The sequence below is a fragment of the Dactylosporangium sp. NPDC048998 genome, from assembly GCF_043197855.1.
Taxonomy (GTDB): domain Bacteria; phylum Actinomycetota; class Actinomycetes; order Mycobacteriales; family Micromonosporaceae; genus Dactylosporangium.
Map to the genome: position 1 here is coordinate 454,580 of NZ_JBICTV010000001.1, position 21,128 is coordinate 475,707.

Annotated in this window: 19 protein-coding genes and 1 pseudogene; 15 read left to right on the top strand and 5 right to left on the bottom strand. The window is 72.6% G+C overall.

Translation table 11 applies throughout. The annotated features are described in order from the left end of the window. Window positions 1–71: 71 nt before the first annotated feature. From ACGFI8_RS02160 to ACGFI8_RS02230, 15 genes and pseudogenes are all read left to right on the top strand, one after another. Entirely contained in the window at window positions 72–623 is a 552-nt protein-coding gene (locus ACGFI8_RS02160) for a DUF2752 domain-containing protein (protein WP_392798654.1), read from the top strand. A gap of 18 nt (window positions 624–641) precedes the next feature. Beyond that, entirely contained in the window at window positions 642–1,379 is a 738-nt protein-coding gene (gene thyX / locus ACGFI8_RS02165) for an FAD-dependent thymidylate synthase (protein WP_392798656.1), read from the top strand. Window positions 1,380–1,415: 36 nt separating this feature from the next. Continuing rightward, entirely contained in the window at window positions 1,416–2,369 is a 954-nt protein-coding gene (gene dapA, locus ACGFI8_RS02170; RefSeq protein ID WP_392798658.1) for a 4-hydroxy-tetrahydrodipicolinate synthase, read from the top strand. Beyond that, window positions 2,366–4,054, top strand: a complete 1,689-nt coding sequence (locus tag ACGFI8_RS02175; RefSeq protein ID WP_392798661.1) for a ribonuclease J — start codon at window positions 2,366–2,368, stop codon at window positions 4,052–4,054. Before dapA ends, ACGFI8_RS02175 begins: the two co-directional genes overlap by 4 nt. Window position 4,055: 1 nt before the next feature. After that, window positions 4,056–4,445 carry a DUF2784 domain-containing protein gene (locus tag ACGFI8_RS02180; protein WP_392798664.1) on the top strand — a complete coding sequence of 130 codons (390 nt, stop codon included), beginning with the start codon at window positions 4,056–4,058 and terminating at the stop codon, window positions 4,443–4,445. A 2-nt stretch (window positions 4,446–4,447) separates the two neighbouring features. After that, on the top strand, window positions 4,448–7,084 hold the full coding sequence (locus ACGFI8_RS02185; protein WP_392798667.1) for a DNA translocase FtsK 4TM domain-containing protein: 2,637 nt from the start codon (window positions 4,448–4,450) through the stop codon (window positions 7,082–7,084). 133 nt (window positions 7,085–7,217) lie between these two features. Next, complete coding sequence (locus ACGFI8_RS02190) at window positions 7,218–8,138, top strand: AEC family transporter (RefSeq protein ID WP_392798669.1); 921 nt, start codon at window positions 7,218–7,220, stop codon at window positions 8,136–8,138. 103 nt (window positions 8,139–8,241) lie between these two features. Then, complete coding sequence (gene rimO / locus ACGFI8_RS02195) at window positions 8,242–9,681, top strand: 30S ribosomal protein S12 methylthiotransferase RimO (protein ID WP_392798672.1); 1,440 nt, start codon at window positions 8,242–8,244, stop codon at window positions 9,679–9,681. Next, window positions 9,678–10,232, top strand: a pseudogene (pgsA, locus tag ACGFI8_RS02200) (CDP-diacylglycerol--glycerol-3-phosphate 3-phosphatidyltransferase); the annotation flags it as partial. The gene rimO and the pseudogene pgsA, both read left to right, overlap by 4 nt. A gap of 569 nt (window positions 10,233–10,801) precedes the next feature. Next, a complete protein-coding gene (locus tag ACGFI8_RS02205) occupies window positions 10,802–11,299 on the top strand; it encodes a CinA family protein (RefSeq protein WP_392798675.1) in 498 nt (165 codons plus the stop codon). 94 nt (window positions 11,300–11,393) lie between these two features. Next, window positions 11,394–11,978 (top strand): helix-turn-helix domain-containing protein, encoded by a 585-nt coding sequence (locus ACGFI8_RS02210; RefSeq protein ID WP_392798676.1) that lies wholly within the window; start codon window positions 11,394–11,396, stop codon window positions 11,976–11,978. Window positions 11,979–12,222: 244 nt separating this feature from the next. Then, complete coding sequence (locus tag ACGFI8_RS02215) at window positions 12,223–14,046, top strand: substrate-binding and VWA domain-containing protein (protein ID WP_392798679.1); 1,824 nt, start codon at window positions 12,223–12,225, stop codon at window positions 14,044–14,046. Window positions 14,047–14,076: 30 nt separating this feature from the next. Then, window positions 14,077–14,898, top strand: coding sequence for a hypothetical protein (locus ACGFI8_RS02220; protein WP_392798681.1), 822 nt, complete (start codon window positions 14,077–14,079; stop codon window positions 14,896–14,898). Between the two features lie 143 nt (window positions 14,899–15,041). Further along, entirely contained in the window at window positions 15,042–15,896 is an 855-nt protein-coding gene (locus ACGFI8_RS02225; protein WP_392798684.1) for a PspA/IM30 family protein, read from the top strand. 31 nt (window positions 15,897–15,927) lie between these two features. Then, window positions 15,928–16,689, top strand: coding sequence for a hypothetical protein (locus tag ACGFI8_RS02230; RefSeq protein WP_392798686.1), 762 nt, complete (start codon window positions 15,928–15,930; stop codon window positions 16,687–16,689). A gap of 21 nt (window positions 16,690–16,710) precedes the next feature. On the opposite strand, the gene ACGFI8_RS02235 is transcribed toward ACGFI8_RS02230, so the two are convergent. The 5 genes from ACGFI8_RS02235 to ACGFI8_RS02255 all read right to left on the bottom strand — a co-directional run bounded on the left by ACGFI8_RS02235 (window position 16,711) and on the right by ACGFI8_RS02255 (window position 20,906). After that, entirely contained in the window at window positions 16,711–17,544 is an 834-nt protein-coding gene (locus ACGFI8_RS02235; RefSeq protein WP_392798689.1) for a hypothetical protein, read from the bottom strand. 276 nt (window positions 17,545–17,820) lie between these two features. Then, a complete protein-coding gene (locus ACGFI8_RS02240; protein ID WP_392798692.1) occupies window positions 17,821–18,627 on the bottom strand; it encodes a DNA-formamidopyrimidine glycosylase family protein in 807 nt (268 codons plus the stop codon). A 98-nt stretch (window positions 18,628–18,725) separates the two neighbouring features. Further along, window positions 18,726–19,184, bottom strand: coding sequence for a hypothetical protein (locus ACGFI8_RS02245; RefSeq protein ID WP_392798694.1), 459 nt, complete (start codon window positions 19,182–19,184; stop codon window positions 18,726–18,728). Between the two features lie 30 nt (window positions 19,185–19,214). Next, the gene (locus tag ACGFI8_RS02250; RefSeq protein WP_392798696.1) at window positions 19,215–19,682 is read right to left on the bottom strand and encodes a GNAT family N-acetyltransferase; all 468 of its coding nucleotides are present in this window, start codon (window positions 19,680–19,682) and stop codon (window positions 19,215–19,217) included. Between the two features lie 12 nt (window positions 19,683–19,694). Further along, window positions 19,695–20,906, bottom strand: coding sequence for a glycoside hydrolase family 5 protein (locus ACGFI8_RS02255; protein WP_392798699.1), 1,212 nt, complete (start codon window positions 20,904–20,906; stop codon window positions 19,695–19,697). Between the last annotated feature and the right edge of the window lie 222 nt (window positions 20,907–21,128).

Genomic DNA, 21,128 nt, shown 5'->3' on the forward strand with positions numbered 1-21,128 from the left:
GCGGGCCGCGGTTTGTGAAAGCCGATTTTGTACAGCGTGGTCCCGTGCGTGGGCGGTGTAGCGTGTTTGGCGTGAGCTCGCCGCTGTCGGCCCCCGTCACCGGGGTGGTTCCTGACGTGCCGCCGGACACGGCTCCCGTCCCCGGGGTTGTGCCGCCGGTGTATCAGTACGCCTACCAACCGCCCAAGGGGCGGTTCGCCCGGTTCATCGACCGGCTGCCGGGCTGGGCCGCGCCCGCCGGGGTCGGGGCGCTCATCTCCGGGGGCGTCGCCTACACGCTGCTGATGAGGCCGGCCTCCGCCGGTGCCACCGATGCGCCGACCTGCCTGGTCAAGCTGCTCACCGGGTTTGACTGCCCGGGGTGCGGGGGGACGCGGGCGGCCTGGTATCTGCTGCACGGGGACATCCCGGCGGCGGCGCACCACCACGCGCCGCTGGTGTTCGCGGCGCCGTTCCTGGCGTATCTGTACGTCGCCTGGACCGTCAACCGGCTCAACCTGCCGTTCAAGCTTCCCATGCTGCGCATCTCCAACGGGGCGCTCATCGGGTTCCTGGTGGCCTGGCTCGTGTTCTCGGTCCTGCGCAACCTGCCCTGGGCACCCTTCACCTACTTCTACGTGTAGCGGCTGTACGCTCAGCGAATGCTCGTCGTCAAAGCCATCGCCTGGACCCACTTCGAGCCTCCGGGCGACGTCCCGTGGGAGACCGATGCGGAAGGCGGGGAGGCGCTCGCCGAGTTCGCGGGGCGCGCCTGCTACCAGTCGTGGAGCAAGCCCAACCCGGCCACGGCCACCAACGCGGGATACCTGCGGCACATCCTCGAGGTCGGGCACCTCTCCGTGCTCGAGCACGGCACGGTCACGTTCTACCTGACCGGCGTGTCGCGGTCGTTCACCCACGAGCTGATCCGGCACCGGCACTTCTCCTACTCGCAGCTCTCGCAGCGGTACGTGCCGGGGCGGGACGCGGCCATGGTCGAGCCGGCCGTGATCGCCGAGGACCCGGCGCTGCACAAGACGTTCGTCGAGGCGAGCGAGGCGGCCCTGCGGGCGTACAACGAACTGCTCGAGGGGCTCGAGGCCAAGTTCGCCGACGTCGAGAGCGGCACGCTGCGGCGCAAGCAGGCGCGGCAGGCGGCCCGGGCGGTGCTGCCCAACGCGGCGGAGACGCGGATCGTCGTGACTGGCAACTACCGGGCCTGGCGGCACTTCGTGACGATGCGCGCGACCGAGGCGGCCGACGTGGAGATCCGCGAGGTGGCCGTCGCCTGCCTGCGGGAACTGCAGCGCATCGCGCCCAGCGTGTTCGGGGATTTCACGATCTCGACGCTCCCGGACGGCACCGAGGTGGCGTCCGCGCAGTACACCTGGGAATCTTGAGAAATGCACGGCGAAGGCTTCCGATAGGTTGTGCGTATGACACGCACCGGTTCCGTCCCCGGCCGGCCGTTCGGCCGGCTGCTCAGCGCGATGGTCACGCCGTTCGGGCCTGACGGTTCGCTCGACGTCGACGGCGCCGCCCGCCTTGCCACCTACCTGGTCGACGAGCAGGAACACGACGGCCTGGTGATCAACGGCACCACCGGCGAGTCGGCCACCACGAGCGACGCGGAGAAGGACCTGGTGCTCCGCGCGGTCGTGGAGGCCGTCGGTGACCGGGCGACCGTGATCGCCGGCGTCGGCACCAACGACACCGCGCACACCGTCGAGCTGGCCCGGGCCGCCGAGAAGGCCGGCGCCGACGGGCTGCTCGTCGTGACGCCGTACTACAACAAGCCCCCGCAGGCCGGTCTGGTGCACCACTTCCGGACCGTCGCCGACTCCTCCGGGCTGCCCGTGATGCTCTACGACATCCCCGGGCGCGCCGGCGTGGCGATCGAGACCGAGACGATGTGCCGCCTCGCCGAGCACGAGCGCATCATCGCCGTGAAGGACGCCAAGGGCGACCTGGGCGAGAGCGCCTGGGTCATCAAGCGCACCGACCTGGCGTACTACTCCGGCGAGGACAAGCTGACGCTGCCGCTGCTGTCGGTGGGGGCGGTCGGCGTCGTCGGCGTGCCCACGCACGTGTTCGGACCCCAGACCAAGCGGATGATCCTCGCCCACGAGTCGGGCGACGTCGCGCTCGCCCGCGAGCTGCACCTGCGGCTGCTGCCGGCGTTCTGCGGGTTCTTCCGCACCCAGGGCGTCATCCTGACCAAGGCCGCCCTCACCCTGCTCGGCCTGCCCGCCGGGCCGGTCCGCCCGCCGCTGGTCCCGGCGAATGCGGCGGAACTGGGCCGGTTGCGGGAGGATTGTGCAGAGGCGGGACGAACGATCGGATCCGCCGACCAGATGGCGCACCACAACGAACTCGGAGTGGCCCTATGACGGTGGCGCACGTCGAGCTCGATCCGCCGCCCCCTCCGGGGCCCAACACCCTGCGGGTCACCCCGCTGGGCGGGCTTGGCGCGATCGGCCGCAACATGACGCTGCTGGAGTTCGACGGCAAGCTGCTCGTCATCGACTGCGGCGTGCTGTTCCCCGACGTGGAACAGCCTGGCGTCGACCTCATCCTGCCTGACTTCTCCTCGATCCTCGACCGGCTGGACCAGGTTCAGGCGATCGTGCTGACCCACGGCCACGAGGACCACATCGGCGCGGTGCCGTACCTGCTCGCCCACAAGCCGGACATCCCGCTCGTCGGGTCGAAGTTCACGCTCGCGTTGGTGGAGGCGAAGCTCGCCGAGCGGCGCATCGAGCCCTACTCGCTCACCGTCCGCGAGGGCCAGGTGGAGCGGCTCGGCCCGTTCGAGTGCGAGTTCTTCGCGGTCAACCACTCGATCCCGGACGCGCTCGCGGTCGCCGTGCGCACCGCGGCCGGCACGCTGCTGCACACCGGCGACTTCAAGATGGACCAGCTGCCGCTCGACGGGCGCATCACCGACCTGGCCGGCTTCGCGCGGCTCGGCGCCGAGGGCGTCGACCTGTTGCTGTCCGACTCGACCAACGCCGAGATCCCCGGGTTCGTCAACCCGGAGCGGGAGATCGGCCCGGTGCTGGAGGGCATCTTCGGCCGGGCCACCGGGCGGATCATCGTCGCGTCGTTCGCCTCCCACGTGCACCGCGTGCAGCAGGTCTTCGACGCCGCGCACGCGCACGGGCGCAAGGTGGCGCTCATCGGCCGGTCCATGGTGCGCAACATGGGCATCGCCCGCGACCTGGGCCTGCTGCGCATCCCGCACGGCCTGGTCGTCGCGATCGACGAGGCGATGAGCCTCCCGCCGGAGCGGATCGTGCTCATGTCGACCGGCTCGCAGGGCGAGCCGATGAGCGCGCTGGGCCGCATGGCCAACGGCGACCACCGGCACATCGTCATCGGCGAGGGCGACACCATCGTGCTCGCCTCGTCGCTGGTTCCCGGCAACGAGACCGCGGTCTACCGGGTGATCAACCAGCTGTCGCGGGCCGGCGCGATCGTCGTGCACAAGGACGTGGCGAAGGTCCACGTGTCCGGCCACGCACCCGCCGGCGAGCTGCTGTACCTGCTCAACGTCGTCAAGCCGGGCAACTTCATGCCGGTGCACGGCGAGTGGCGGCACCTGCGCGCCCATGCCCAGCTGGCCCGGGAGGCCGGCGTGCCGGACGAGCGCGTGGTGCTGTGCGAGGACGGCGACGTCGTCGACCTCGTCGGCGGCGAGGCCCGGCTGGTCGGGCACATCCGGTCGCGGTACGTCTACGTCGACGGCCTGGCCATCGGCGACGTCGGCGAGTCGCTGCTGACCGAGCGGCGCATCCTCGGCGACGGCGGCTTCATCGCCGCGACGGTCGTCATCGACTCGGTCACCGGCAAGGTCGTCGCCGGCCCGACCGTGTCGGCGAAGGGCTTCTCCGACGACCCGGCGATCTTCAACGCGGTACTGCCACTGGTCACCGAGGCGCTCAACAAGGCCGCGACGGAGGGGATCACCGATCCGCACCAGCTGCAGCAGATCGTGCGGCGCACCGTGGGGCGCTGGGTCAACGAGGCCTACCGGCGCCGCCCGATGATCGTGCCGACGGTGGTGGAGGTCTGAGGTGTACGCGGCGCTGGCGACGACGGTGCTGGTGCTGCACTTCTGCTACCTCGCGTACGTAGTGCTCGGCGGGTTCCTCGTCTGGCGGTGGCCGAAGACCTTCTGGCCGCACCTGGCCGCCGCCACGTGGGGACTCGCCGTGGTCACGCTCCGGCTGACCTGCCCGCTCACCGTCGCCGAGAACTGGGCCCGGCGGCGGGCCGGGCAGAGCGTCAGCGACCGCGGCTTCATCGACACGTACATCGAGAACGTCCTCTACCCCCCGCGCTACGCCCACTTGATGCAGGTCCTGGTGGGTGTGCTCGTCGTCGGCTGCTACGCGGTGGCATTCGCGAAGTACCGGCACCGGCGTGCCGGGCGAAAAATGTCGGAGCCCCCCGCTACGGTGTGACCATGGCGGGCCGCACCTCCCAGGCCGGCCGCGGCGGAGGCACGTCCAACGCCCGCGGCGGTTCGAACACGCGTGCTACCCCGCAGAAGCGCGCCACGCCGCGCGCCCGGGCAGCCTCGGCCACCCCGGCGAAGGCGACGCCCGCGGTGCGGGGCCGGGCCGCGGCCAGGACGCGCACCGCGACCCCGGTGCGCCGCCGCCGCGCCGGGGCCGTGGTCGCCACGCCGCTCGGCCTGTTCGGCCGCGGCATGATCGCCGTCTGGATGGGGCTCGCGCACAGCGTCGGCTGGGGCGCCCGGGCCATCGGCCGGCAGGCCGCTACCGCCCGCGACCTCGATCCGGAGCACCGCCGCGACGGCGCCGGCCTCGCCATGATCGGCCTCGCGGTGCTGCTCACCGCCGCGCTGTGGTTCCAGGCCGCCGGGCCGGTCGGGCGCTGGCTGGCCGGCATCTGCCACACGTTCATCGGCGCCGCCGCCGCGGTGCTGCCCGTGCTGCTCCTCGTCGGCGGCATCCGGATCATGCGGGCCGGGCCGGACACCGATGACCACCGCGGCCGCGGCATCGTCGGCTGGGGCGCGCTGTTCATCGGCGGGACCGGCCTCATGCACCTGGCCGCGGGCAGCCCAACCGTCCCGGCCCGGATGGACAAGGCCGGCGGCCTGCTCGGCAGGGGCGGCGGCGGGCTGCTGGAGATGGCGGTCACGGCCTGGGTGGCGATACCGCTGCTGCTGCTCCTGTCCGCGTTCGGCCTCCTGGTCGTCACCTCCACCCCGATCAGCCGTATCCCGCACCGCTGGCGCCAGCTGCGCGACCTCGCTCTCGGCCGGGTCGAGGACCCGGCCCTCGCCGACGACGAGGAGTACGACGAGCTCTACGACGAGCCGGAGGCGCCGACCGCGCGGCGCGCGCCGGCCCGGCGCCGGCAGGGCTCCCGCGCCGGCGAGCCCGAGTCGCTGCCGCACCCGCTGGGCCTGGATCCCGCCGAGTTCGACGCCGCCGCGCCCGACCTCGACCCGGAGCTCGTCCACGACACCGTGGTCCTGCAGCGGATGCAGACCGCCGGGCGCAAGCGGAAGAAGGATTCTGCCCCGGCCGCGGCGAAGGAGCCGCCGGAGCACTCGCCGCTGCCCACCCGGGCCGAGCAGCTCGCGCTCACCGACACCGACTACAGGCTGCCCTCGCCCACCCTGCTCGGCACCGGCGACGCCCCGCGCGGGCGCACCCGCGCCAACGACGAGGTGATGGGCGCGCTGCAGGGCGTGTTCGAGCAGTTCGGCGTCGACGCCCTGGTCACCGGCTTCACCCGCGGGCCGACGGTCACCCGATACGAGGTGGAGATCGGCCACGGCGTCAAGGTCGAGCGGATCACCGCGCTGTCCAGGAACATCGCCTACGCGGTGAAGTCGGCCGACGTACGCATCCAGAGCCCGATCCCGGGCAAGAGCGCGGTCGGCGTGGAGATCCCCAACTCCGACCGGGAAAACGTCGCGCTCGGCGACGTGCTGCGCTCCCGCGCGGCCACCAGCGACCACCACCCGCTGATCGTCGCGCTCGGCAAGGACATCGAGGGCGGCTATGTGGTGGCCAACCTCGCGAAGATGCCGCACATCCTGATCGCGGGCGCCACCGGCGCGGGCAAGTCGTCCTGCCTCAACAGCCTGCTGGTGTCGCTGCTGACCCGGGCCACGCCGGACGAGGTGCGGCTGCTGCTGGTCGACCCCAAGCGGGTTGAGCTCACCAGCTACGAGGGCATCCCGCACCTGGTCACGCCGATCGTGACCAACCCCAAGAAAGCGGCCGACGCGCTGGACTGGGTCGTCGGCGAGATGGACATGCGCTACGACGACCTGGCCGCGGCCGGCGTGCGGCACATCGACGACTACAACCGCAAGGTCCGGGCCGGGCAGATCACCGCGCCGCCGGGCAGCGAGCGGGTGATCCGGCCGTATCCGTACCTGCTGGTCGTCGTCGACGAGCTCGCCGACCTGATGATGGTCGCGCCGCGCGACGTCGAGGACTCGGTGGTCCGCATCACCCAGCTGGCCCGGGCCGCCGGCATCCACCTGGTGCTGGCCACCCAGCGGCCCAGCGTCGACGTCGTCACCGGCCTGATCAAGGCCAACGTGCCGTCCCGGCTCGCGTTCGCCACCTCCAGCCTCGCCGACTCGCGGGTCATCCTCGACCAGCCCGGCGCGGAGAAGCTCATCGGCCGCGGCGACGCGCTGTTCCTGCCGATGGGCGCCTCCAAGCCCATCCGCATCCAGGGCGCCTGGGTCAGCGAGACCGAGATCAACGACATCGTCAAGTTCTGCAAGGACCAGCGCGAGCCCGAGTTCCAGCCCGAGGTGACGGCCAAGCGCGACGAGGGCAAGAAGAAGATCGACGAGGAGATCGGCGACGACCTCGAACTGTTGCTGCAGGCCATCGAACTGGTCGTGACCAGCCAGTTCGGCTCCACCAGCATGCTGCAGCGCAAGCTGCGGGTCGGCTTCGCCAAGGCCGGGCGGCTCATGGACCTCATGGAGACCCGCGGCATCGTCGGCCCGTCCGAGGGCTCCAAGGCCCGCGACGTGCTGATCAAGCCCGACACGCTGCCCGAGGTGCTCGGCGCGCTGAAGCCCGCCGAAGACGACTGACCTACGCGGCCCCGGGTCCGCGGGACGCGGCCGGTGCCGCCCCGCCGGGTTCGCCTGGAGCGCCAGCGGGCCGCCGGCAGCTCCGGCGGGGGCCGGGTCGTGGGGAGCGGCGGGGTAGGGCAGCATCCCCGGGGTGCTCGCCGCGTTCGTCCCGATCTGGGTCCTGACCGCCGTCGGCTACGTCACCGGCCGCACCGGCGTGCTCGGCCCGGCCGCCGTCGACGTGCTCGGCCGGTTCGTGTTCTACGTCGCCATGCCCGCCGCGCTGCTGGACACCCTGACCCGCCAGCCGGTCGGTGGGACGGCCGGGCGGGCGGTCGCCGCGTTCGCGGGCGCCACCGTGCTCATCGGCGCCGCCGGCTTCTGCGCCGCGCGCTGGCTGTTCCGCCGGCCCCTCGCGGAGCAGACCATCGCGGCCATGGCGTCCGGGTATGTCAACGCTGGCAACCTCGGCATCCCCGTCGCCGTCCAGGTGCTCGGCGACGCGAGCTTCATCGCCGTGGTCCTGCTCATCCAGACCGCGATCCTCACCCCGCTCATCCTCGGTACCCTCGACTTCGCGCAGAGCGAGCATCCGTCCGGGCGCCGGCGGCGGCTGCTGACCGTGCCGCTGCGCAGCCCCGTGATGCTCGCCTGCCTCGCCGGCGTGCTGCTCGGCGCCGCAGGGGTGCACCTGCCCGGGCTGGTGGGCGATACGGTCGCCCTGCTGGGCCGGGCCGCGGTGCCATCGGCCCTGGTCGCCCTCGGACTGTCGCTCGTGCCGCAGGGAACCGCGGCCGGCGAGGCACGCCGCCCGGCCGAGGTGGTCCTGTCGGTACTGCTCAAATCGTGTGCGCAGCCGGTGCTGTGCTTCCTGCTGGCCCGGCTCGTCCTCGGGCTGACCGGGCCGGCCCTGCTCGCGGCCGTGCTGTGCGCGGCGCTGCCCACGGCGCAGAACACGTTCGTCTTCGCCCGGGCGTACGGCGTCGACGGCACGTTCGCCCGGGACGTGATCGTCGCCTCCACCGCACTGTCGATGGTGACCCTGACGCTCGCCGCCACGCTGCTGCAATAGTGAACGCGTGCCGGACCTTCCCGACGACCAGGAGATCGACGCGCTCGCGGCCCCGGCGGATCCGCTCCGCAAATTGTCGGTCCCGGTCGGTACCCTCGACAGCATGTCCACCAACACTGACCGCCGCGTAGCCCTGCTCACCCTGGGCTGTGCCCGCAACGAGGTGGACTCCGAGGAGCTTGCCGCCCGCCTGGCCGACGGCGGCTGGTCGGTGACGACGGACGGCACCGACGCCGATGTCGTGCTGGTCAACACCTGCGGTTTCGTGGCCAAGGCCAAGCAGGACTCGATCGACACCCTGCTGGCCGCGGCCGACACCGGCGCGAAGGTCGTCGCCACCGGCTGTCTCGCCGAGCGCTACGGCGAGCAGCTGGCCGGCGAGCTGCCCGAGGCGCACGCGGTGCTCGGCTTCGACCACTACCCGGACATGGCCGCCCGCCTCGACGCGATCCTCGCCGGCGAGACGATCCCGTCGCACGCGCCCCGCGACCGGCGCACCCTGCTGCCGATCACCCCGGTCGAGCGGCGCAGCATCGAGGTGGTCACCCCCGGACACCTGCCCGCTCACCTGCAGGGCGTGCTGCGGCGGCGGCTGGACAACGGGCCGGTCGCGCCTCTGAAGCTCGCCAGCGGCTGCGACCGGCGGTGCACGTTCTGCGCGATCCCGTCCTTCCGCGGCGCGTTCGTCTCCCGCACCCCGGACGAGGTGCTCGCCGAGGCCGAGTGGCTCGGCGCCAACGGCGTGCGCGAGCTCGTCCTCGTCAGCGAAAACTCGACCTCCTACGGCAAGGACCTTGGCGACCCGCGCCTGCTGGAGAAGCTCCTGCCGCAGCTGGCCGCCACGCCGGGCATCGTGCGCGTGCGGGTCTCCTACCTGCAGCCCGCCGAGACCCGCCCCGGCCTCGTCGAGGCGATCGCGACCACGCCGGGCGTCGCGCCGTACTTCGACCTGTCCTTCCAGCACTCCAGCGAGCCCGTGCTGCGCCGGATGCGCCGCTTCGGCTCCACCGAGCGCTTCCTGGAGCTGCTCGCCTCGGTCCGCAAGCTCGACCCCGAGGCCGGCGCGCGCAGCAACGTCATCGTCGGCTTCCCCGGCGAGACCCGCGAGGACGTTGACGAGCTCGCGAAGTTCCTCACCGAGGCCCGCCTCGACGCGATCGGCGTCTTCGACTACAGCGACGAGGACGGCACCGAGGCAGCCGGCCTGCCGGGCAAGGTCTCCGCCGGCACGATCAAGAAGCGGTACGACTGGATGAGCGCCCTCGCCGAGGAACTCTGCGCGCAGCGGGCCGGCGACCGGATCGGCTCAATGGTCGACGTGCTGGTCGACACCGTCGAGCACCACGCCGACGGTGTCGACGTCGAGGGCCGCGGCGCCCACCAGGCCCCCGAGGTCGACGGCTCCACCACCCTCGTGCCGGGCGGTTCGATCGACCCGGCCAAACTTCGCCCAGGTGACCTCGTGCGCGCCAAGGTCACCGACAGCGTCGGCGTCGACCTGGTCGCGACGCCGATCGAGATGCTCAGCCCGGCGTCGACATGACCCCGGTGAAGCCCGTCCCCCTGCTCAACGCGGCCAACGTCCTCACGGTCGCGCGGATGGTGCTGGTGCCGGTCTTCGTGGTGTGCGTGGTCGCCAGCCGGATGACCCACGACGCCTGGCAGTTGGCGGCCGGCCTGACCTTCATCGTGGCCTCCGCCACCGACTACGTCGACGGCTGGATCGCCCGCGCGCACAACCTGGTCACGTCGTTCGGCAAGGTTGCCGACCCGATCGCGGACAAGGCCCTCACCGGCGCCGCCCTCGTGCTGCTGTCGTTCTACGACCGCCTGCCCTGGTGGGTGACCGCCCTCATCCTGGTCCGTGAGTGGGGCGTGACCGCGCTGCGCTTCTGGGTGATCCGCCACGGCGTCATCCCGGCCAGCCGCGGCGGCAAGGCCAAGACCGCCCTGCAGATCCTCGCCATCGGCTGGTACCTCACGCCGCTGCCCCCCGGCCTCGCCGCCGTCGGCCCCTGGATCATGTCCGCCGCCGTCATCGTGACGGTCGTCACCGGCCTCGACTACGTAGCCCGCGCGGTACGCCTCCGCCGCGTGCCACTGACAGCGGCCGGCGCTGCGCTTCCGGTGCCCCCCGACGCTTCGCCGGCGGCGTCTCCCGTCGCCGCGCTTCCGGTGCCCCCGGACGCGTCGCCCACGGTGTCTCCCGAAGCCGTGCTTCCGGTGCCCTCCGGTGCCTCGCCCATGGTGCCTCCCGGCGCCGCGCTTCCGATGGCCCACGAGGCTCCGGCCGTGGTCCCGCAGGCGGACGAGCCGGTCGCATGAGCGCCGGCCTCGAGGTGCGAGGCCGAGGCTCGGTGCGCCGTGAGGGTGCGGGTGAGGCAGTCGTGCCGGTGGGGCTGTCTGGCGTGCGGTGCGGGTGGGGCCTGTGGGGCGGCGTGTCCGTGGGTGGGTGAGGTCGGCGGGTGGGCAGGGTGGGGCGGCGCGGTTTGGGCGGTCCCTCGGCGTGTGCGGTACGGGCGAGGTGACACGCTGTCCGAGAGGTGTACGCCTGGGGATGGCTGGGGCGAGTTTCGCTTTCTCCGATGCATCCGCCGCTTCGCGACAGATAATTCGGAGATTTCGGTTATGTCCGAGTAGGCGGGTGGTGAAGGAGGGGTTCGGTGGGTGACGAAAGGGCGGGCGCGATCCTCGACGCCCTGCAGCGGCGCGGGGAGACGCTGGCCGTCGCCGAGTCGTTGACCGGTGGGCTGCTCGCGGCGGCCTTCGTGGAGGTGCCGGGGGCGAGCCGGGTGTTCCGGGGCGGGATCGTGGCGTACGCGACAGAGTTGAAGGCGAAGCTCCTCGGCGTGCCCCCTCCGCTGCTCGCCTCGCACGGGCCCGTCGATGCGGCGGTCGCCGCGGCGCTGGCCGCGGGGGCCCGCGAGCGGTGCGGCGCCGACTGGGCCGCGGCCACGACCGGGGTCGCCGGACCGGACCCACAGGCCGGTCAACCGGTCGGCCGGGTGTACGTCGCGGTCGTCGGGCCGCCGCCGGCGCATGGCGAACCGGAGCGCGTCGAGGTGCGCGAACTCACACTTCCGGGGGATCGCGCGGACATCCGGATCGGCGCTGTGGCGGCCGCGGTCGGGCTGCTCGCGGAGACCCTCGACGTCTCATAACGGGCGGGGCAGGGTGTCGATCCGCTCCGCACCAGGTACCGTGACGAGTACCAGTTTTCGCGGTCTTGCCAGCTGCGTCAGAGGGGGTGCCGCCGTGCTGCTTCGTCGGGTGATCGGTGACGCGCTGCGAGCGCGACGGCAGGCCCAGCATCGGACGCTCCGTGAGGTCTCCACCGCGGCCAACGTGAGCCTCGGATACCTGTCGGAGATCGAGCGCGGCCAGAAGGAGGCGTCCAGCGAGCTGCTGGCCGCGATCTGCGAGGCCCTCGGCGCGGCGCTGTCCGAGGTGCTGCGTGACGTGAGTGACACTCTCGCCCTCTCCGAGGACCTGCCACCGGTGCTCGTGCCGGTCGGCGGGCCCGACAGGGCGCCGGACGACGCCCCCAACGGCGCGACGAAGTCCCCTGCCGGGGTGCCGGCGCCCGCCGTTCCCGCGCCGGCCACGGCGCCCGCGCCGTCGGGCGAGCCCGTGCCGGCGGCGAGCGGACCGGCGGAGGCGCCGCAGGCACGCCTGATGCGGGGCGCTGCCAAGTCGAAGGTCTCCGCCGACGCGAAGCTGTCGGTGGCGGTCCTCCACGACGGGCCGCTCCGAACCACCCTGCGTGCCACCCTCGGCCCGGTCGACCGCGACCGCGAGCGCGACCGCGAGCGCGACCGCGACGTCGTCTACGCCTCCTGACGTTCCGCGCTAGCCGGCCGCAATCCGGAAAAAGCCGCGACTAGCCGGAAAAGCCGCAATGAGTCGGCCGTAAAGCTGGCCGTGCAGAGCTGACCGTCGAGAAGCCGAACGCACCAGCCGAGCCGCCAACCTGCCAGACGCGGCGGTGCGGCGTGCCTTGATCTCGGTTCGACGCGACCTGCCACACTGGTGCCGCGCCCGTCCGGGGCGCCAGTGAACGCAGCAGCGCGGAGGCGAGCGACCCGTGAGCTACCCGGCACCCAACCGGCGGCGCAATCCCCTTCCGATCATCATCGCGGCGGTCGTCGGCGTGTTCGCGATCTGCGGGGTGTACCTCTTCCTGGCCAACCGTGGCGACGACAACGGCGGCGACAAGAAGGCCGGCACGCCGCGCCGCGAGGGGTGCATCGCACTGAACGTCACCGCGTCCAGCGAGAAGGCCGCGTTGATGACGGAGTTCGCCAAGAGCTACATCGAGTCCGACCGGCGCTTCGACGGCAAGTGCGCCGACCCCGTCGTGCAGAGCAAGGCCTCCGGCGCGGCGCTCGACGCGCTGGCCGCCGGGTGGGACGTCGGGCGCGACGGGCCGCAGCCGTCCGTGTGGACGCCCGCGTCCGCGTCCTGGGTGGCGCTGCTCAAGCAGCGGCTGGCCAGCGGCGACAAGGGCGCGCTGGTCCCCGACGGCAAGCTGCCGATGATCGCGCAGTCGCCGCTGGTGCTCGCGATGCCCAAGCCGATGGCCGAGGCGCTCGGCTGGCCCGACAAGCCGATCGGCTGGGGCGACGTGCTCGGGCTGACGAACGACCCGAACGGGTGGGGCTCGAAGGGTCACCCGGAGTGGGGGAAGTTCAAGCTCGGCAAGACCAACCCGCACTTCTCCACGTCGGGGCTCAACGCGACGGTCGGCGCGTACTTCGCCGCCACCGGGCGCTCGACCGACCTGACGGACAAGGATCTCGCCGACCCCAAGGTGCTGCAGTACGTCAAGTCCGTCGAGTCGGGCGTGGTGCACTACGGCGACATCTCGCTGACGTTCCTGTCCAACCTGGCCGCCGCCGACCAGGCCGGGCGCGGGCTCAACTACATCAGCGCGGTCGCGATCGAAGAGAAGTCGGTGTACGACTACAACAGCGGCAACCCGACCGGCGACCCGGCGCTCGCGGGCAAGGGCAAGAAGCCGCGTGTACCGCTGGTCGCGGTGTACCCCAAGGAGGGCACCCTGCTGAGCGACCACCCGTACGTGGTGCTCAGCAACGCCAGCGACGAGCAGAAGGCGGCCGCCGAGGACTTCCTCGCCTACGTGCGCGACGCGCCGCAGCAGAAGCGCTTCACCGACCTGGCGTTCCGCACGTACGAAGGCAAGCCTGGCGCCGGGCTCACCCGGGAGAACGGGCTCTCGCCGGACGCGAAGTTCACGGTGATCGACCCGCCGTCGCCGCAGGTGCTGGAGAAGGCCCTGACGACGTGGGACGCGCAGCGCAAGCGAGCCAAGGTGCTGCTGGTGCTCGACGTGTCCGGGTCGATGAACTACGACACCGGCAACGGGCACTCGCGTATCGAGCTGGCGAAGAAGGCCGCGCTGCAGTCGCTGACGCTGTTCGCGCCGGACGACGAGGTCGGGCTGTGGACGTTCTCGACCGAGATCGCAGGGGCCAGCACGCCGTACACCGAACAGGTCCCAGTCGGGCCGCTGAGCAGCAACCGGCCACAGCTGCAACAGATGATCAACGGGCTGAGCGCGGACGGTGGCACGGCGCTGTATGCCACCACGCGCGCAGCGCAGCGCAAGATGGCCGAGCTCGCCGACCCGAACCGGATCAACGCGGTCGTGGTGCTCACCGACGGCAAGAACGAGTACTCGAAGGACAGCGATCTCGACGCCCTCGTGCGCGACATCGACACGTCGGACAAGGAGATCCCGGTGCGCGTGTTCACGATCGCGTACGCCGGGCAGGCCGACCTCGGGGTACTGCAGCGGATCTCCGCGGCGTCGCGGGCCGCGGCCTACGACGCGAGCGACCCGACGACCATCGACAAGGTTCTCGTCAACGTCCTGAGCAACTTCTGATCCCGCGGCGGAGAAGGCACACTTACGGGCGTGGGCGTCAAGGAGCAGCTGACCGAGCCGTGGGGCCTCGTCGCGGCCGGGGTGCTGGGCGGCATGGGCGGGGCGGTCGCGGCCGCACTCGCCCCGGCGGGCCTGCTGGTGGGCGTGCCGGTCGGGCTGGCGGTCGCCGGGGCGGTGTACGGCATTCGGGTCGGCCTCGGCGCCCTCACCGATCGCGGCTCCTCGCCCCGGGCGGTGACCGCGGCGCCCCCGCCGAGCCTGCCCACCCCGCCACGCGGCAGCGACGCCGAGCGCTGGCTGCGCCGGGCCGAAGCGGCGGTACGCACGCTGCGCCGGCAGTCCGAGGGCACCGGCGACCCGGTGCTGCGCGGCCAGATCGCCGAGGTCGACGACCAGGCCGCCGGCGCGCTTGCCGACCTGGCCCGCTTCGCAGGGCAGGTGACGCTCATCGAGCAGACCGCGTCGGGCATCAACACACAGCGGCTGCGCCAGGACTACAACCAGCTCCAGCGCGGCCTGTCCGGGCTGGAGGCCGGGCCGCTGCGCGACGAGCGCGAGCGGGCCCGGCGAGCGGTGGCCGACCAGCTCGACGTCGGCAAGCGGCTCCAGGAGGCCCGCGAGATGCTCCTGGCTCGCATGCAGTCCGCCGTACTGGGCATGGAAGGATTGGTGGCGCGGATGGCGGAGCTGGTCGCCTTGCACGCGACCACGGTCGGTGGCACGCCGTTTACGGCGTCGAAGGTGGCGGAGCTCACCAACGATCTTGAAGGACTGCGTGCAGGCCTGGCCGAGGCCGAGCGGCTGTCGCGGTCCGCGCTGTCGGGCGGGGATGTCCCGGGCGCACAGCCCTGAGTTCTCCCTGACTTGTGTCCGTAATACCCGGGTTTAGCGCTAATTTCCCGGCCGTTGCCTTCGAGGTGGGCGTGACGCTCTAGCGCGAGCCTGACACCATGGAAGCCTGCACGTCCAAGTGCTGGCCGAGAGAGGACCGCGAGATGGCGAATCCGTTCGCTAAGGGCTGGAAGTACCTCATGGCGCTGTTCGGCGCCAAGATCGACGAGTACGCCGATCCGAAGGTGCAGATCCAGCAGGCGATCGAGGACGCGCAGCGTCAGCACCAGGCGCTTGTGCAGCAGGCCGCGGCCGTGATCGGCAACCAGCGCCAGCTGGAGATGCGGCTGTCCAGGCAGATGTCCGAGGTTGAGAAGTTGCAGGGGTCGGCCCGGCAGGCGCTCGTGCTCGCCGACAAGGCCCGCGCCGAGGGCGACGAGGCCAAGGCCACGCAGTACGAGCAGACCGCGCAGGTGTTCGCCACCCAGCTGGTCGCCGCCGAGCAGGGCATGGAGGACCTCAAGACCCTCCACGACCAGTCGCTCAACGCGGCCGCCCAGGCGCGCAAGGCGGTCGAGAACAACGCCATGATGCTCCAGCAGAAGCTCGCCGAGCGCACCAAGCTGCTCAGCCAGCTGGAGCAGGCGAAGATGCAGGAGACCGTCGCCAAGTCGCTGGAGTCGATGAGCGGCCTCGCCGCCCCGGGCAACACCCCGTCGCTGGACGAGGTCCGGGAGAAGATCGAGCGGCGGTATGCCAACGCCATGGGCCGCGCCGAGCTCGCCTCCAACTCCGTCGAGGGGCGGATGCTCGAGGTCCAGCGCTCGACCCTCGACATGGCCGGCAGCTCCCGCCTCGACCAGATCCGCGCGAGCATGGCCGGCGAGAAGCTCGCCGCCGCGCCCGAGACGCCCGCCGTGGCCTCAGCCGGGCCCAAGGACGCCAGCGTGGCGCGCCTGGACGAGATCCGGGCGAGCATGAAGGACAAGCAGGCGGGGGACTCGGCCAGCGCCGGCTGAACCAAGACGAGGTACGACCCGGGGGGCGGTCATGGCCAGCGATCGGACCAAGCACCTGAAGCGACTGCGGAGGCTGCACCGCTCCGCGCGGGGATGGTCGGTGCGGGCCGGGCTGCTCACCGGCGCCACCGCCGTACTCGTGCCCTACGCCGGCCTCGGCCTGGCCGACGCGTTCTGGGCGGCCGCGGCCGGCGGCTCCATCGCCATCGCCATCTGGCGGTGGATCGACTACCGGGCCTTCCGGGCGTTGCCGATACCGCCGGAGCCCGACCCCGCCCTGGCCGGCGCGATGGCCCGCGACAAGCTCATCGGCCTGGTGCAGCGGCTGCCCGCCGGGCGCACCGCGGTCGCCGAGTTCGACCGGCAACGCGAGTCGTTCAAGCTGCGCGGCCTGACCGTCGCCGAGCCGTGGCGCCGCCTGGACCGCGCCTCCGGGATGCTCAGCGGCCTGGTCGGCCGGCTCGGCCCGGCCGCGGAGGCCGCGGTCCTCGACGCCACCGTCGCCGAGCGCCAGCTGCGCGACCTCGCCCAGCGCTGCGCGTCCGTCGAGCGCGCGATGAGCATCGGCCCGGCCGGCGAGGGCCTACGCCCCGCCCACCGGGCGCTCAGCGAGCAGCTGGAGCAGGGCGTGACCGCGTACGAACAGTTCGTGACCGCAGCGGCCGGCTGCGTGGCCGAGGACAGCGCCGCGGTGGGCAGCCTCACGGACGCGACCGCGTTCCTGCGCGGCGTCGCCGAGGGCCTGGCCGACCTGCGCAGCCCGCACACTGCACCGCGCCCGCAGACCGCCTGACCGACCCGGCGGGGCGTCGGTTCACTCGTTCGGGAGCAGGTAGCGCCAGCTGGCGCGGACGACGGTGCCGTCGGGCATGCGGTATACGGGCCAGGCGCCCCGCTGGTCGAGATCCCGGGTCAGCATCCGGACCGCCACGCGCGCCGCGTCGCCGTCCAGGTCGGCCTTGCGCAGGCCCTCGCGGTCGGGGGCGGGCAGCCGCACGTCCGCCGGCCACGACGTCGTCGAGGAGGAGGCGCTCGGGTCGGCCGCGACGGGGGAGCCGATGCCCGTCGAGCCGGCCGTGCCGTCCAGCGCCAGCACCGCGACGACCCGCACGCGCGTGGCCAGGTAGGGCTGCGCGGTCGCCGACACCGTCTTGTGCACGGCGGCGAGGCGGTCGCGGGCGTCGTAGAGCACGTCGGCGTACAGGTGATCGGCCTTGAGCTCGTCGAGCCCCTCGGCGGTGAACGTCAGCGTCCCGGAGGGCGACCACACCGACACCTTCGTCACCGGGGCGTCGAGGATCGTCGGGGTGACCGTCGGCTTCTTCTGGGCGGCGGTCGAGCGCAGGTCGTCGGCCAGCACGCCGGCGAGGGTGCGCAGCTGGTCGGGGTCGAGGCGGGACCGGTACGCCGCGTCCGCGATCGCGTCGCCGTCGCCGTACACGACCAGGCGGGGCGGGCGCAGGGCCGCCGTGCCGGCCGCGCTCAGCCCGCCGGTCAGCTCCCAGACGGCGACCGGGGCGTCGCCGGGCGGGTCGAACGACGGGGTGGGCGTCGTCGGCATGACGCTGGGCGCGCTCTCGCACGCCGACAGCGTGGCCGTCGTCAGGACGCCGGCGAGCAGGCCGCGCCGGGTCAGCCGGAGGTCCACCGGCTCGCCACCCCGCGCGCGGTCGCGGACCCCCTGCTGCGCATCGCCCCTCCCCATGAGACGCCCATGCCGATTACGTCCAGCACACTATCGCGTTCTCGCCAGCCGTCCCCGCGTGGTCGGGCGGGATAACACGCCCTGAAGTTTCCCTGAGGCAAGGTCTCACGCGAGGGTGGGTTGCGTAGCGTCACGGCGTGCACATGCGGTACGAAATCCAGGGCTTTGGCTTTTCGACATCGACGATGGTGGTGATCTCGTGCTCGTGCGGCGGCGCGGTCAGCCCGGCGGGAGGGCGCCCGGCTGGCAGTGCGGGCACCAGTACGTGATGCGCTCGTGGTCGCCACCCGTCCACCGTCGCAGCGTCGTGCGGCACCTGCGGCACGGCTGACCGGCGCGCCCGAAGACCCAGTTGGTCTCGCCGCGGCGCAGCGAGCCCGTCGTCACCTGGGTCCACCGGCCTCGGTTGGAGTTGAGCAGCGCGTGCGCCTTCTCCACGAGCGCGGTCAGGTCCGCGACCTGCCCGACGGGCGTCCAGGGTGACACGCCGCGCAGGAACAGCGTCTCGGCCTTGTACAGATTGCCGATGCCTGCCAGATTCTGCTGGTCGAGCAGCGCGTCGGCGATCCACCGCTCGGGCCGGGCGAGCAGCCGCCGGACCGCCTCGGCGGCGTCCCAGTCCGGGCCCATGAGGTCCGGCCCGAGGTGTCCGATCAGCCGCTCCTCCTCGCGGGTCGGCACGATTTCGAGTTCGTGCAGGTGGTAGCCGACGGCGACCGCGGCCGCGGTGTGCAGCGCGACGCGGATCAGGTGCGCCGGGCGGCCCGACCAGCGCTCCCCGGGGGCGTACGTGCGCCACGCGCCGTCCATGCGCAGGTGTGAGTGCAGGGTGAGCGGCTCGCGACCCTCCCGGGTCAGGCGCAGCAGCAGGTGCTTGCCGCGGCAGGCGGACTCGGCGGCGGTCCAGCCGGACAGATCGGCCGTGGCCAGCCGCGGGACGCGGAAGTCGCTGCGCTCGACGACCCGGCCCGCGATCGCCTCGCCGAGCACGCGGGCGGTGTTCCAGACGGTGTCGCCCTCCGGCACCCGACGCCTCCGATCTGTGACACAGCCGCTGGTATGAGCCGGCCGTCACTCCGCACGGTACGTCGCCCGACCCGGCGCTGGACGTGGGACGGCCTGGACTACGCCTCCGCCGCGGGGGCGACCGAGTAGCGCTGCAGGTGCCCGCGGGCCTCGAGCGCGGCCACGACCGAGTCCGCGTCGGAGCGGGACTCGAGCCGGGCGACCTCGTACCGCTCGCCGTCGTCGCCCTGCCGCAGCACCACCCACAGCCCGGCCTCGGCCCGCGCGCGGACCTTGCGGGCGTCCTTCTCGGCCTGCCGCAGGTGGTCGGCGGCCTGCTGCTCGGCCGTGCGCAGGATCTGCTCGACGCGCGTGCCGAGCCCGGACAGCGTGGGCCACGAATGCTCTTCGGGGTCGAGGGCGTCGGCGTCGCCGTCGGGCTCCGGCCGGCTGGCGGCGAACATCACCATGCCGACGACGGTCGCGGCCACGCCGGCCCACAGCGCCGTCTCCTGCGCCTTGGACGAGGCGAGCTGCGAGCCGGCGAACAGCCCGACACCGAGCCCGATCGTGAGCATTGACCAACGCCTCAACATGTTGCCTAGAGGCTAGCGGACCCACTCCAGTTGCATGATCCCGTCGCCCTCGGCCAGCGTCGATGTCCGCCCCGTCGGGCGGTAGCCGGCCTTCTCGTACAGCCGCCGCGCCCGCGCGTTGTCCGTGCGCGTCCACAGCGTGGTGCGCGCCCAGCCCTCGTGGAGCGCGGCGACGATCAGCGCGCCGTGGCCGCGTCCCCACCTTCCGGGATGGACGAACACCATGGACACGTGACCGTACCCGGCGACGGGCGCCCCCGCGCCGTCGTCGGCCCGGCCGGGCTCGGCGAGCCCCATCGCGACCGCCTCGTCACCGTCCGTGCCGATGACGACGACCGCGTCCGCGGCCGCCAGCTTCGTCCGTACCCGCTCGACCCGGGCCGGCGAGGGCGCCCGGCCGCGGGCCTCGTTCGCCGCCCGCCACACGTCGAGCGCCGCCTCCAGGTCGGCCGGGGCAGCCCGGCGTACCACCAGTGTCATGCCGACACTGTGTCAGCCCGTCAGCACCTGGCGGACCATCGGCGTCAAGCGCTGGCAGTGCGCCGGTGGCGGCCAGGTGACGCTGCGCAGCTCGTCGTCGTAGGACATCCAGTAGTGGCCGCTGCCGTCGTGGTCGAAGTAGGCGTGCGACTCGTACGCCACCCGGTCCGCCGGGTCATCGATCCACGCGTGTGGGTGCATCTGCCCCCACGAGGGCGGCCCCATCGGCACGTACCCGCTGACCAGGATCGCCCGCCGGTCCCCGTTCGCCCGGATCGCGTCGACGGCCTCCTGCGAGGCCCGCTCCCAGATCAGCGCGCCCGCGCGCCCGTCGGCGGCCAGCCGGGTCGGCTCGTTGAGCAGCCCGAGCCCGATGACGGACGGGTTGTCGGCCGCGCTGCTCATCCGTCGCCAGAAGTCCGCGAGCGCCGTCGTGGGCAGCTCGGCGTCGCCCAGCCGCAGCATGCGCAGCGGCCCCTCGCTGCCGCCGCCCAGCGCGTAGTCGCCGTAGTTGTGCAGGTCGATGATCACCGCCAGGCCCGCCTGCCGCGCGTGCGTGAGCGCGTCGCGGACCCGGTTGACCTCCGTCGCGTCGAGCGGCCCGAACGGCCGCGGCTGCAGCCGCTCCCAGTTCACGGCCAGGCGCACGAGCCGCACCCCGCGCCCGGCGAGGAATGTGTAGCTCGACGGGGTCTCGTACGTGTAGTCGAGGCCGTAGCGCCCAGGATTGCCGGTGCCGAAGCTGCCGTTGGCGTCCGAGCTGCCGAACGAACCGGCGGCGAGGTTCACGCCGCGCAGATATCCGGGTGTACTCCCATGGCGCTCGACGATCTGCGCCTGCGGCCCGGCGACGTCGACCTGCAGCCCCTGCGCGACCGGCCGGTAGACGGCCATCGGGTAGTTGGCCGGCCACGCCCCGGCCGCCCACGTCGTGACGGGCAGCCCGATCGCGTCGGCGGCCTCGTACCAGGCCTCGGCGACGGCGCTCCACTGCGCTTGGTCCTTGTCCGACGGCCACCCGATCTCGCCGATGAACCCGGCGGCGTGTTCGCGGCGCAGCCAGGCGGAGAAGTTGGCGAGCCCGGCCACGGCCCGGGCCTGCACGTCGTCGGCCACGCACAGGACGCGCACCGGCCGCGGATTCTCCAGTGGTACGGCGACCGCCGCCACCAGCAGCAGCATCACCGCCACCAGCGCCGGGCCCTTGCGGAGTATCAGCGGCACCCGAGGCTCCCGGCGCCGCCCGGGACTCCTGGAAACCCGCGGCACCGTCCTCGGTACGTCCGCTTCCGATATATCCGCTATGTCCGCGTCGTCCAGCGCTGTTTCCGACGCTTCCACACTCTCGGATATATCCGAAATATCCGTTTCGTTGGGGTCCGTGTCTGGCTCGCGCTCGTCGTCCCCGGTCGCGTCAGGCTGAGCTTCGTCGCGGTTGGAGGCCGC